Below are 11,967 nucleotides of genomic sequence, written 5' to 3'. Positions count from 1 at the left end.
CTGACAAAGAGGATGAGAATGGAAGCTTTCGCTAAGGACTCCGGCCACGGCAGGGACGGCGTGAACGCGGACAGGTTGCGTATCGCTGTGGTTGGCGCAGGTTCCCGGGGAGCGGGCATGGCCGAAACCCTCCAGGACAGCCCGGACTGGGACCTGGCGGCCATTTGCGACGTGGACTCCCGCCGGGCCGCCAAGGTCTCGGAAAAACTTGGCGGTACGCCCTGGTTTGAGGCCATCGACGAATTGCTGGACAGTGTGGAGGTGGATGCGGTGGCAATCGCCACCCCCCTCCGGGCCCTGTTCGGAACAGGAATGACTGCGCTGCGGGCGGGCAAGCACGTTCTGGTGGAACAGCCGCTGGCGGACAGCCTGGAACTCGGGCAGGAGATGGCGGCGGAGGCGGACGCCAGGGACGTTGTCCTGATGGCAAACAAGGCCCAGTGTTTTGAGCCGGCTGTGCAAAAGATGCGGAAGCTGGTGGCCAGCGGGTCCCTGGGCGATATCCTCTTCGTCGAAGCCGTGCGCACCGAAAGCAACCTGTCCCGGACTGACCGGGACGTTTTCTGGGACCTTGCCCCCGACAGCCTCGCCCTCCTTGACTTTGTTTTTGCCGGGCGCCTCAATCCCCAGGGTGTTTCGGCCCTCGGCGGGGACCCGCTGGGTACCGGCCGCGACTGTGTTGGCCACGTGAACTTCAGGCTTCCCAACGACGCTACCGTGCACCTGCATGTCAACAACCTGAGCCGCGTGAAGAGCAACCAGCTGGTCATCGCAGGTTCACAGCTCGTCCTGGTGTGGGATGCCATGCTGCAAGAGGAGCAACTGGGCATCTTCGACTCTGATTCATCCACCCAGCAGCGGCGGCGGTCCCCATACTGGGCGGAGCCGGGCGCACTTCAGGTGCCGGCCGAAGATGGACCGGTGACCGCCTTCGGCCAGGAGGCGCGGAACCGTGCGGCTGCCGAGTTTGCGCGCCGGGCGCGCGGCCAGCAGAGGGCACCGTCCACCAACACATCCGGCCTGCGGGTACTCGGCATGCTGGAGGCCGTCACCCGCAGCAGGGGCCTTGAAGGCCAAGCGTCAAGCATCCAGGTACCAGGGCCCGAGGATTACCAGCAGTATGCCGCAGGATCGTGGCTTGAAAGCGTCCTGTGGTCCAGGTGAGACAAGCTGCCCGTCTTCGTTCCGTTCCTCCTAGGAAAGATGGTGCCTCGTGGCCACCGAATCAGCTGTTGCACGCATCGAAGTAATGAAGCCCTGGCTGGGGCAGGAGGAAGCCCACGCGCTGGCCGAGGTGGTCTTCTCCGGATGCGTTACCCAAGGTCCGAAAGTCAAGGAATTCGAGGCCGACTTCGCAGCCGCACAGGGGGCCCGGTTCGCCGTGGCGACGTCGAGCGGCACCACCGCGCTGCATCTGGCCCTCGTGGTGGCGGGAATCGGTCCCGGCGACGACGTTATTGTGCCTTCCCTGTCCTATATCGCCACGGCCAACGCCGTGACGTACGTCGGAGCGCGCCCCGTCTTCTGCGATGTGGATCCTGCCACCGGCAACGTCACCGCGGAGACGATCCACGCCGCCCTGACCTTGGACACCCGGGCGGTGATAGTGGTGGACCAGGGCGGGGTGCCCGTGGACCTGGACCCCATCCGCGATCTTTGCGACCGCCACGAACTCACGGTCATCGAAGACGCAGCCTGTGCAGTTGGTTCGCGGTACAAGGGCAAGCCGGTGGGCGCCGGCGCCCACATCACCGTGTGGTCCTTTCATCCCAACCACATCCTCACCACCGGCGAAGGGGGCATGCTCACAACCCGTCGGGCGGACTGGGCGGCCCGAGCCCGGGCCCTGAGGGAACATTCAAGCAGCCTGGCAGCCCTCAACCGGGAAGAACTGTTCCTCTCCCCCCGGGAGGTCTGCCTTGAAGTTGGCTTCGACTACCGCATGACCGACCTGCAGGCCGCCGTCGGAATCATCCAGCTGCGGCGACTGCCGCAGATGGTGGAACGGCGGCGGAACATCGCGGGCCTGTACGTGGAGGCCCTCAAAAGCCTCAAAGGGCTGAGGATCGTGTCCGATCCCCCCTATGGCACCACGAACTACCAATCCCTGTGGCTGGAAGTCCTCCCGGGATTCCCCATGACCCGCGAAGCGCTGCTGGAAAGGCTGGCCGAGGCCGGCATCACCGCACGGCGCGGGGCGTATGCCGCGCACCGCCAGCCGGCGTACCGCTGGCGCGACAACGGCAACGCCAGGCTGCAATCCACGGAGCGGCTGAGCGACCGCACCCTGGTCCTCCCTGTCTTCCACGAGATCGACTCGTCCAGCATCAACCGCGTCATCAATGCGATCCGGAACGCAGCGCACCCGGTGGGCACGTGAGTGAACTGATCCTTATTTCAGTGAGCGGCCTTGCCCGTGAAGTCCTGGCGATGGTGCGAAGCAGTGGCCAGTACGACGTCGTGGGCCTGCTGGACGACGACAAGGAGATGGCGGGGGTCACCGTTGACGGTGCGCCTGTCCTGGGAAGCATCGATGATGCCGCCAACTACACCCACGCATTCCTGCTGGTGTGCCTGGGGTCAGGGAAGGCACGGGAGGCCGTGGTGGACCGGCTCACGTCGCTGGGCATCCATGAATCGCGGTATGCAACAGCAGTGGACCCCTCGGTCCAGTATCCCGAGGGCTGCCGGATTGGGCGGGGAAGCATCCTGTTGCGCAATGTCACCCTGACAGCCGCCGTCACACTGGGCTCGCATGTGGTGGCGATGCCCTCGGTGACTTTCACGCATGACGACGACGTGGCGGACTTTGCGACGTTCGGCGCCGGCGTGTCGTTGGGCGGCGGCGTCCGGGTAGGGAAGGCTGCCTACCTCGGCATGAATTCGAGTGTCCGGGACAGGACGTCGGTGGGTGACTATGCCACGGTGGGCATGGGTGCTGCCGTCCTCAGTAACGTGCCCGCCGGAGAAACGTGGGTTGGAGTCCCCGCCCACGAAATCGACCAGCACCTGTTCGCCTTCGGAAAGGAACCGTCCCGCTAGGCGGCAGTGCGGAAGAACAGCCCGGCCACCGCGGCCAACCGCCAGGGGTCCTCCACCCCGCACAACTCCCGCGCGGAATGCATGGAGAGCAGCGGAACACCCACGTCCACCGTCCGGATTCCCAGGCGGGTGGCGGTCAGCGGACCGATGGTGGAGCCACACGGAATCGCGTTGTTGGACACGAACTCCTGGTACGGCACGCCGGCATCGGCACACAGCCGGGCCCACAGAGCCGCGCCGGGGGCGTCAGTGGCGTAGCGCTGGTTTGCGTTGATCTTCAACAGCGGGCCGCCGTTCAGCACCGGATGGTTGGCGGGGTCGTGCCGCTCCGCGTAGTTGGGGTGTACTGCGTGGCCTGCGTCGGCGGAAACACAGAATGACGCCGCCAGCGCCTGGCGCCGCTGGCTGACCGTGGCGCCGAGGCCGTCAGAGATCCGCACCAGGACATCCTCGAGGATGGGTCCGCAGGCACCCGAGCGGGAGTTGGAGCCGATCTCCTCATGGTCGAACGCCGCCAGGACGGCGATCGGGCTGCCGGTACCGGAAACAGCACCGGACACAGCACCGGAGGCGTGCGCGATCAGGGCCGCCAGCCCCGCATGGGTCGAGGACAGGTTGTCCAGCCGTCCGGAGGCAAAGAATTCGCTGTTGCCCCCAAAAACCGAAGGTGCCTGCGTGTCCGCAAGGACGACGTCGTACCCGCCAATTTTGGCAGGGTCCACGGAAGCCCCGGAAACGTGGGAGGCCAGCACGGCCAGCAGGTCGGCATCGGCAGGATTGCCGAGCCCCCACACCGGATTCATGTGGCGCTGCTTGTCCAGGGCCAGGCCGTCGTTGACAGCGCGGTCCAGGTGGATGGCAAGCTGCGGGAAACGGAGCATTGGCCCCGTGGCGGTCAGGTGCTCGGTGCCGTCCAGCATGACCAGGCGGCCGGCCAGCTGCAGTTCCCGGTCAAGCCACGAGTTCAGCAGCGGCCCGCCGTACACCTCCACACCGGCCTGGAGCCAGCCGTGGGCACCCGTGGTGGGCTTGGGCTTGAGCTTGAAGGTGGGCGAATCGGTGTGCGCGCCCAGGATGTTGAAGCCCGTGGCCGGCCCCGCCCCTTCGGGAACGACCCACGCGATCAGCGCCCCGTCCCGGATGATGAAGAACCGGCCCGGCCCGCCTTCCCAGGGCTGCAGTTCGTCCAGGCGCACAAAGCCCGCGTCTTCCAGCAGCCGCGCTGCTTCGTGCACGGCGTGGAAGCTCGACGGCGAGGCGCTGACGTAGGCGCCAAGGTCCTGGATGTGGTCTGCGGCGGAGGCAAGGGAAGGCATGGTCTCGAGTCTAGACGGCGTTGGGCCGCGGGCTCAGTAGTCCGGGTTGCTCGGCACCACCAGGCCGGTTTCGTAGGCGTAGACAACGGCCTGGACCCGGTCCCGGAGGTGGAGCTTGGTGAGGATGCGGCGCACGTGGGTCTTCACGGTCGCTTCCGAGAGGTAGTACCGGTGGGCGATTTCGGCATTGGACAGCCCTTCGGCCATCGCCTCCAGCATCTCCGTTTCCCGCGGGGTCAGGTCAGCCAGCAGGGGGTCCGGCGCGGGAACGGCCGGGGCCGGCCGGGCGGCACCGCGGACATACGTTTCCAGCAGGCGCTGCGTTACGCGCGGCGCCACCACGGCGTCGCCGCTGGCCACCACCCGGACGGCGCTGACCAGTTCCGACGGCGCCACGTCCTTTAGGAGGAAGGCCGAGGCCCCTGCCTGGAGGCCGGCAAAGGCATACTCGTCCACGTCGAAGGTGGTCAGGATGATGATCCGGGCACAGGAACCGGCCGCGGTGATGGCCCGGGTGGCCTCGATGCCGTCCAGCACGGGCATGCGGACGTCCATCAGCACCACGTCCGGGTTGAGCTCCCGGACCTGGTGCACGGCGTCGGCTCCGTCCGAGGCTTCGCCAACAATCCTCAGGTCCTCTTCGCCCTCCAGGATCAGGCGGAATCCCATCCGCAGCAGCGGCTGGTCATCGGCCAGCAGGACGTTGATGGGTGCGTTGCCGGTCATGGGTTGCCTTGCAGTTCGTAGGGGCGGATCGATCCAGCGGACTCCTCGCCGGGCCAGGACAGTACAGCGTGCACGCGCCAGCCCCGGCCGCTGGGCCCAGCTTCCACCGAGCCGGAGTAGATCCTGGACCGCTCGGCCATCCCCGCGAGCCCCTGGCCGGACCCATGGGAACCGCCAGCGCCGGGCGGAGAAGCAGCCCCCTCCGTGGCGGGATGTCCGGCCACCCCGGCACCGTCGTCGAGCACGTCGATGGTGACGGTGGAGCCGGAGCGGACAACGGTGACGTCCACCCGGGTGAGGGCGCGGCCGTAGCGGAGCACGTTGGTGAGCGATTCCTGCACGATCCGGTACACCGTGAGCTGGAACGCCGCATCATCGGGCAAGGCCGGCCCGGTGTGGGAGTAGTGCAGCGGCAGGCCCGCTATGCGGAAGCCTTCCAGCAGGCTGGCCAGGCTGTCCCCCGCCGTAAGGGGCAGCCTGGGGGCGGCTGTTCCGGTGTCATCGCGGAGCACGCCGAGGACCCGGCGCATGTCAGCGAGGGCGGTCCGTCCCGTCCTGGACAATTCGCCGAGTACCTCGCCGGCGCGCTCCGGGCTTTTCCGGACCACGACGGCGGCACCGTCGGACAGGCTGATCATTACCGTCAGCGAGTGGGCCACGACGTCGTGCATTTCGCGCGCGATCCGGTTCCGCTCGTTGACGGAGGCGAGACTTGCGGCCCGGGCGGCCCAGGCGGCGACTTCCTGCTCATGCTCACGGCGTTGGCGGACGCCGATTCCAATGCCCGTGGCCACGATGTTGGACAGGGTTATCGTGGCGCCGGTGGCGATGCTGGTCAGGAGGTGGAAGTCGCCCGGGTTGACTCCGGGATCGTGGACGAAGGAGTTTTCCATGGGTCCCACGGCTGCCAGGAGGTAGAGCAACGCCAGCGGAGCGGTGCCGGCGGCCATGGTGATGAGGGCGAAGCGGCGGGTGTGCGCCACGGCCACGGCATACAGCGAGAACCACAGCCCCGCGGACACGTTGGAGCCCCAGGGGTGCAGCAGGGTGACTGCCACTTCCGCCACCGCGACGAAGGCCACCAGTCCTACGGGGTAGAACCGGCGCAGGAACAGCGATCCGGCCACCAGGACCAACAGGCCGGCTGCGGGCCAGTTGCCCGAGGAGGCGGCATCCACCGCGGTGGGTGCCACCAGCAGGCTGTAGCTGGCAGCCACAACTGAATCCATGACCAGCGGGCGCCCCTGCAGGTATCGGCGAAGCCGCCCTTTGCGCCTCGCCGTGAGTTCGGCAAAGGACGCGTCGGCCTGCCCGGCCGGCGCGTCCCTTGTATATGCCGTTTGGTTCATATCTGAGGCTGCGCGTTTCGTGGGGGTGCTAGACGTCGCGCTTCTTCAGCACGATCATGGCTGCCGCCACCGGAACAACCACCCACACGCCCAGCCATGTCCAGGCCTGCCAGACCTGCAGGGCGTCCTCAGCGGGGGCAGCTGTCACGATCCGCTCGAAAAGGCTGTCCGGCAGGTACTTCCGCGCTTCCTCGAAGAACTCCCCGGGGATGAGCTGGAAGGCGATGGGGACGACGAAGAACAGCCCCACCAGGGACATGATGCCTCCTGCTGAGTTGCGCAGGAGAGTTCCAAGGGACAGGCCGATTGCCGCTACTGCAGCCACATACAGGCCGCTGACCAGCAGGAGGCGGCGGGAGTGTTCGGAGCCCAGGTCTATGTCAAAGCCGTAGTTGTCCAGGATGGGGGTTGCCGCCACGTAGGCCAGGAGGGATGACACCACGGTCACCACGAATGCGCACGCCGTCACCACCATCAGCTTCGCAATGAAGGCCGGCGTACGTTTGGGAACCGCCGTGAAGGTGGACCGTGCCATCCCGGTGGTGAATTCCGAGCTCATGAGCAGAACCGCCAGCGATCCGATGATGAGCTGGGCGAAGGCGATGCCAGATGTGGGGATTCCCGCCGTAAGGTCGCCGCCCTGGGCAGCGAAGGCGGCGGCTGCCTGGGGGTCGTTCCGGGCTGCCTCCGAAAACTGTCCGATGCCCCACGCGTTCAGGGCCGCAAAGCCCACCATCACCAGCACGGTGGATGCCACCAGGATCAGCGTGGAGAGCAGGGTCCGGAACTTGATGAACTCCGAGTTGAGGACGCGCAGGAAACCGGGCCCGGGCGTGCCCTGCTGCCGGCGGGATTGAAGTGCTGCTGTGCTCATTGCTGTCCTCCGGTCTGGGTGGGCGCCGCAGCTCCCGTGGTGATGAGGGAGTGGTACTCCACCTCGTCCTTGGTCAGTTCCATGTACGCCTCTTCGAGGCTTGCCTGGAGCGGCGTGAGCTCGTAGACCATGATCCGGTTGTCCAGCGCTGTCCGGGCGATGTCCCTGGCGGGCAGGCCGGCAACCTCAAGGAGTTCGTGGTCCTGGATTTCCACGGAGACGCCGTCGGCCGCCAGCAGGCGCATGAGCTGCTCCGGCTGGTCTGTCCGGACCCGGGCGCGGGACTGGCCTTTGCCGGTGATGATTTCACCAATGGGGGCATCGGCAATGATCCTGCCCCGGCCAATAACAATCAGGTGGTCTGCGGTCATGGCCATCTCGCTCATCAGGTGGCTGGACAGGAATACTGTCCGCCCTTCCGAGGCCAGGTACTTCACCAGGTTCCGCACCCAGACCACGCCCTCCGGGTCCAGGCCGTTGACCGGTTCGTCGAGGATGATGGCCTGCGGGTCGCCCAGCAGTGCGGCGGCAATGCCCAGCCGCTGTCCCATGCCAAGGGAGAACCCCTTCACCTTGTTTTTCGCCACTTCCCCCAGTCCGGTCATCTCGATGACCTCCTGGACCCGTTTCCTTGGAATACTGTGGGTCGCGGCCATGGCCAGGAGATGGTTGTACGCCGTGCGGCCGGTGTGGACGGCCTTGGCATCGAGGAGGGAGCCCACTTCACGCAGGGGTGCGGCATGCTGCGCAAACGGCACCCCGTTCACGGTGACCGAACCTGACGTCGGCCGGTCCAGTCCCATGATCATCCTCATGGTGGTGGATTTTCCTGCGCCGTTGGGTCCCAGGAAACCGGTGACGCGGCCTGCCTGGACGGTGAAACTGACCCCGTCCACGGCGGTTTTATCGCCGTAGACCTTGGTCAGCCCTGTTGCCTCAATCATGGAATGTTCCTTCGAACGAAAGCTGTGGACTGCGGGATGTCCTGCAGAAGACTGGTACGCACCACGCTACCCACGGCCGGGATGGATTGCGCCGGTCTCAGGGATGATTCAGGGACAGCTCAGGGTAGTCCCCTTGGATGACCGGGAAGTCACTGGGGCTGCGGTGAGTAGTAGGAAAGGGCCCGGCGGCGCACTGTGTACTCAACGCTGCGGACGCCGGCCAGTGCCTCACCGTCCACTGCCAAAGCCATCGGTGACCCGCCGGCATCGATCCGCACCCGTGTTGCCTCTGAGAGGTGGGTAATCCGCGAGGTGGACACCGTGCCCGTCACCACGGACCACAGAAGCCGCATCCGGGCGAAGGATTCGTCGGCCGTGATCATGCGGACGTCGAGCACGCCGTCGTCCATGACGGGCCGGAACAAGGGCGCGTGGTCGCGCGGGTAGAACCGGCCCCTTCCAACGTATGCGATCCACACTTTGTGCCGCCTGCCGTCGACAGTGAGGGTGAGCGGGGTTCCTGCCGCGAACGTGCGGAGCATCGCCACTACGCCGGCCAAGGGCTTTCCCAGCGCAGGCTGCAGTTGTTCCCTGCGGCGCACGAAATTCGGGTACAGGCCAACGCTGGAGGTGTTCAGCATGGTCAACTGTGCCTTTTCCGGGCTGCCAGCCAGTCCGCGCTCCACCGTGACGATCCCCAGGTCCGCCAGCGCCGCTTCTCCCCTGGATGCGGCGGCCACAGCCTCCTTGAGGCTTCCGGTGCCGGCGTCCCGGGCAAAGTGGTTCAGGGTGCCGCCGGGGAGTACCAGGAGGGGAAGGGAATGCTCGACGGCCGCGGCGGCCGCAGCGCCGACCGTACCGTCACCGCCCCATACCCCGAGCGCACGGGTGCCGGGATGTTCCGCGGTAAGCCGGATTTCCTGCAGCAGCTCCTGGTCGGGATGGACGGAATTAATATGGGCGTTTGGGAATACTTCCTGCAGGGCCGCGGCCGTTTCCTCCGTGAAAGATCCGCCGAGGGTGTTGACCACGATGCTCAGACCTGTGCCGCCGGGGAGTTCGGGCGCCGGCGTCCTGCTGCGCGCCACCTGGGGAAAAGGAGGGCGTACCGGCCACCACTTCCGCGTCAGGAGGGCAGCGCCGGCGCCCAAGGCGGAGCCAAACAACACATCTGAAGGCCAGTGCGCACCGGTGTGGACGCGTGAGTAGGCGACCCCCGCGGCCACAGGTGCCAACGCGGCCCCGATCCCGGGCTGGACGAGTCCTGTTCCCACCGCGAAGGCGACGGCGGACGCGGAGTGGCCGGATGGCATGGAGGAACTCGTCGGCTGGGGGTGGACGAACCGGAAGACCGGAAGATGTTCCGGCAGCGGCCGCGTGCGCGGGAGCAGGGTTTTGAAGACAACGTTCGTGACGGCTGAAGCCACTGCCTGGGCGATGAGGCCGTGCAGGGCCGCACGGCGGGGCCGTCCCGGAAAGGCAGCCATCGCTGCAGCAGCGGCCATCCAGAGCTTGCCGTGGTTGGCGGAGGCGGAGAGCTGGCGGAAGAACGCATCATGGTTACCTCCCGGGAGATCCGAGACATGCCGCACAAGGTATCTGTCCAGGCGGCTGATCCAGCGATGGATTCGGCGCCATTTGCTCTGCATTCCATCACCCTACCGCGCACGGAAAGCGAATTTTCCGGTCTTGCGGAACAGCCCGTGCGCGGCGTTACCCGGCTTTGAGGGGTTTTGCCACTCCTGCGAGCAGGAGCGCCAAGAGGATGGGGGCGAGGATGGCCAGGAGGGCCAGGTGGATTCCGGTGAGGTCGCCCAGGTATCCCAGGAGCGGAGGCCCCGCGAGGAACGATATATAACCCAGCGTGGATACAACAGACACCCTTGCCGCGGCATGCCTGGGATCGTCCGCAGCGGCGGACATGCCCATGGGGAAGGCCAGCGCTGCGCCAACTCCCCACAAGGCAGCTCCAACGGCGGCAAGCCACACGTTTCCTGCCAGCACGAAGAGGCAGAGCCCGGCCGCTGCGGCAGCCATGCTTGCCCGCAGGACGGCAACGCGGCCGTACTTGTCGATGACGCGGCCGCCAAGGAAGCGCATTGCCGTCATGGCAAGGACGAAGAGCGCGAACATCAGGGCGCCGGTGGATTCTGAGGTGCCCAGGCCGTCTACGGAGGCTTTGGCGATCCAGTCATTGCCCGCCCCTTCCGTCAGTGTTGCCCCCAGGACCACGATGCCGATGAGCAGGGTGCGGCTGTCGCGCCAGGCTGACGGGCCTTTTGCTGCCTTTGGTTCTCCATCAGGTGTGGCGTTGGAGATGTGCGGGAGGAAGTAGCGCGGGGCGGTCAGCATTACCAGTACCACCACGCCGGCGATGACCAGCAGGTGCAGGGGAAGGCCGACGCCCAGGTTCGAGAGTCCGGCGCCGATCAGAGCGCCGACGAAGGCACCGCCGCTGAAGGCTGCGTGGAACTGGGGCATGATGGTGCGCCGCAGCTTGTGTTCCACGTCGGCGCCTTCGATGTTTTGGGCTACGTCCCAGAGGCCGATGGCTATCCCGAAGAAGAACAGGGAAACCGCCGTCCCCGGAATGGAGGCAACAGAGAGCGACGCCGCGATTCCTACCCCCGCAAGGGCCGCCAGGCTGCCGCCGAAACGTGCGGTGTTGGCGGTCCCGATCCTGCCCACCACGAGGCCCGCAGTGGGGAGGGCGAGAAGCGAACCCACGGCGGTGCACAGCAGCAGCGTGCCCATCTGGCCGGAGGTGATCTCCAGGGTCTCGGTGACGGCGGGAATCCTCGCGGCCCAGCTGGCAAAGACCAGGCCGTTGATGCCAAATACCACAAAGGTGGCTGCGGCAGCGGCGTTCAGTCCAGCGTGCTGCTCTGTTCCGGTGTTGATGCTCATACAGTCACTACTTCCAGGGAGTATTTGTCGAGTTGCGCGCGGTCTTGGGCGCTGAAGGTCTTATCCGTCACCAGGACGTCCACCCGTTCCAGCCCGGCAACCAGTGCCCGGGCCTGTGCGTCCCATTTGGAGGCGGCGGCTGCCACCACGACGCGGCCGGCGGATTCCAGTCCGGCACGTTTCACTGCCGCATCATCGATGTCGTGGGCCAGGAGGCCGGCGTTGAGGTCTACGGAGCACGGTGTAACAACGGCTGTATCGAAGCGCAGGGACCGGATGTTGGATTCAGCGAGCGGGCCGCGGAAGCTCAGCTCGCCGGGGACAAGGCTGCCGCCCGGCAGCAGCAGGGCAGGACGGGTGCCCGCGGTGGGTTCTTCGCCCGCGAGGATGGTCAGCGACCTGAGGGATATCGGCATGACGGTCAGGTCCCTGCCGCCCAACGCGCGCGCCACCTCCGCAGCTGTGCTGCCGCTGTCCAGCCAGACGTGTTCACGGTCCGCCAATAGTCCTGCCACCGCAGCCGCGATCCGCCGTTTGGCGTCCTGGTCCTCCAGCTCGCGCTGGCCGTAGCCCGGATTTTCGCCGCGGCCGATCAGGCTCCGCGCCCCGCCGTGGACGCGGCGGAGGACGCCGTTCGCTGCCAGGACCTCGAGGTCCCGCCGGATGGTGGCGCCCGAGGCGTCGCAGGCCACCGTCAGCTCCTCCACGGTCACCTCATGGCGCTTGCGGAGCAGCCCGGCAATAGCGCGGTGCCGCTCGTCAGTCTTCATGATCAAATGATAGCAATTTCTGATCATTTGATAATCCTG

11 protein-coding genes are annotated in these 11,967 nt (G+C 66.5%); 3 read left to right on the top strand and 8 right to left on the bottom strand.

Annotated elements, in window-relative coordinates; genetic code table 11:
• The first annotated feature begins 18 nt into the window (after positions 1-18).
• The 3 genes from ACIQF4_RS17295 to ACIQF4_RS17285 all read left to right on the top strand — a co-directional run bounded on the left by ACIQF4_RS17295 (position 19) and on the right by ACIQF4_RS17285 (position 3,042).
• Positions 19-1,164, top strand: coding sequence for a Gfo/Idh/MocA family oxidoreductase (locus tag ACIQF4_RS17295; protein WP_350003428.1), 1,146 nt, complete (start codon positions 19-21; stop codon positions 1,162-1,164).
• An 85-nt stretch (positions 1,165-1,249) separates the two neighbouring features.
• Positions 1,250-2,380: a DegT/DnrJ/EryC1/StrS family aminotransferase gene (locus ACIQF4_RS17290; protein ID WP_400517786.1), complete on the top strand. Its 1,131-nt coding sequence runs from the start codon at positions 1,250-1,252 to the stop codon at positions 2,378-2,380.
• Positions 2,377-3,042 (top strand): NeuD/PglB/VioB family sugar acetyltransferase, encoded by a 666-nt coding sequence (locus ACIQF4_RS17285; RefSeq protein ID WP_350003427.1) that lies wholly within the window; start codon positions 2,377-2,379, stop codon positions 3,040-3,042. The genes ACIQF4_RS17290 and ACIQF4_RS17285 overlap by 4 nt, the downstream gene beginning before the upstream one ends.
• Here ACIQF4_RS17285 and ACIQF4_RS17280 read toward each other — a convergent pair.
• The 8 genes from ACIQF4_RS17280 to ACIQF4_RS17245 form a co-directional block, all read right to left on the bottom strand.
• On the bottom strand, positions 3,039-4,358 hold the full coding sequence (locus ACIQF4_RS17280) for a M18 family aminopeptidase (RefSeq protein ID WP_400517777.1): 1,320 nt from the start codon (positions 4,356-4,358) through the stop codon (positions 3,039-3,041). The two genes, ACIQF4_RS17285 and ACIQF4_RS17280, sit on opposite strands and share 4 nt — an antisense overlap.
• 33 nt (positions 4,359-4,391) lie before the next feature.
• Positions 4,392-5,084 (bottom strand): response regulator, encoded by a 693-nt coding sequence (locus ACIQF4_RS17275; protein WP_400517778.1) that lies wholly within the window; start codon positions 5,082-5,084, stop codon positions 4,392-4,394.
• Positions 5,081-6,433 (bottom strand): histidine kinase, encoded by a 1,353-nt coding sequence (locus tag ACIQF4_RS17270; RefSeq protein ID WP_350003422.1) that lies wholly within the window; start codon positions 6,431-6,433, stop codon positions 5,081-5,083. The genes ACIQF4_RS17275 and ACIQF4_RS17270 overlap by 4 nt, the downstream gene beginning before the upstream one ends.
• Before the next feature lie 28 nt (positions 6,434-6,461).
• Complete coding sequence (locus tag ACIQF4_RS17265) at positions 6,462-7,307, bottom strand: ABC transporter permease (RefSeq protein ID WP_350003420.1); 846 nt, start codon at positions 7,305-7,307, stop codon at positions 6,462-6,464.
• Positions 7,304-8,251 (bottom strand): ABC transporter ATP-binding protein, encoded by a 948-nt coding sequence (locus ACIQF4_RS17260; protein ID WP_400517779.1) that lies wholly within the window; start codon positions 8,249-8,251, stop codon positions 7,304-7,306. The genes ACIQF4_RS17265 and ACIQF4_RS17260 overlap by 4 nt, the downstream gene beginning before the upstream one ends.
• A gap of 149 nt (positions 8,252-8,400) precedes the next feature.
• Positions 8,401-9,900 (bottom strand): bifunctional phosphatase PAP2/diacylglycerol kinase family protein, encoded by a 1,500-nt coding sequence (locus ACIQF4_RS17255; protein ID WP_400517780.1) that lies wholly within the window; start codon positions 9,898-9,900, stop codon positions 8,401-8,403.
• 64 nt (positions 9,901-9,964) lie between these two features.
• On the bottom strand, positions 9,965-11,158 hold the full coding sequence (locus ACIQF4_RS17250) for an MFS transporter (RefSeq protein WP_350003412.1): 1,194 nt from the start codon (positions 11,156-11,158) through the stop codon (positions 9,965-9,967).
• On the bottom strand, positions 11,155-11,928 hold the full coding sequence (locus ACIQF4_RS17245) for a DeoR/GlpR family DNA-binding transcription regulator (RefSeq protein ID WP_400517781.1): 774 nt from the start codon (positions 11,926-11,928) through the stop codon (positions 11,155-11,157). The genes ACIQF4_RS17250 and ACIQF4_RS17245 overlap by 4 nt, the downstream gene beginning before the upstream one ends.
• Between the last annotated feature and the right edge of the window lie 39 nt (positions 11,929-11,967).

The sequence above is a fragment of the Pseudarthrobacter sp. NPDC092202 genome (genome assembly GCF_044755505.1).
GTDB lineage: Bacteria > Actinomycetota > Actinomycetes > Actinomycetales > Micrococcaceae > Arthrobacter.
This window is presented reverse-complemented; position numbering and strand designations above follow the sequence as displayed.

What these genes read in the sequence shown, in the direction of transcription:
- ACIQF4_RS17250 (WP_350003412.1), bottom strand. Translation starts at nt 11,158, where the DNA reads ATGAGCATCAACACCGGAACAGAGCAGCACGCTGGACTGAACGCCGCT.
- ACIQF4_RS17255 (WP_400517780.1), bottom strand. Translation starts at nt 9,900, where the DNA reads ATGCAGAGCAAATGGCGCCGAATCCATCGCTGGATCAGCCGCCTGGAC.
- ACIQF4_RS17260 (WP_400517779.1), bottom strand. Translation starts at nt 8,251, where the DNA reads ATGATTGAGGCAACAGGGCTGACCAAGGTCTACGGCGATAAAACCGCC.
- ACIQF4_RS17280 (WP_400517777.1), bottom strand. Translation starts at nt 4,358, where the DNA reads ATGCCTTCCCTTGCCTCCGCCGCAGACCACATCCAGGACCTTGGCGCC.
- ACIQF4_RS17295 (WP_350003428.1), top strand. Translation starts at nt 19, where the DNA reads ATGGAAGCTTTCGCTAAGGACTCCGGCCACGGCAGGGACGGCGTGAAC.
- ACIQF4_RS17275 (WP_400517778.1), bottom strand. Translation starts at nt 5,084, where the DNA reads ATGACCGGCAACGCACCCATCAACGTCCTGCTGGCCGATGACCAGCCG.
- ACIQF4_RS17290 (WP_400517786.1), top strand. Translation starts at nt 1,250, where the DNA reads ATGAAGCCCTGGCTGGGGCAGGAGGAAGCCCACGCGCTGGCCGAGGTG.
- ACIQF4_RS17270 (WP_350003422.1), bottom strand. Translation starts at nt 6,433, where the DNA reads ATGAACCAAACGGCATATACAAGGGACGCGCCGGCCGGGCAGGCCGAC.
- ACIQF4_RS17245 (WP_400517781.1), bottom strand. Translation starts at nt 11,928, where the DNA reads ATGAAGACTGACGAGCGGCACCGCGCTATTGCCGGGCTGCTCCGCAAG.
- ACIQF4_RS17265 (WP_350003420.1), bottom strand. Translation starts at nt 7,307, where the DNA reads ATGAGCACAGCAGCACTTCAATCCCGCCGGCAGCAGGGCACGCCCGGG.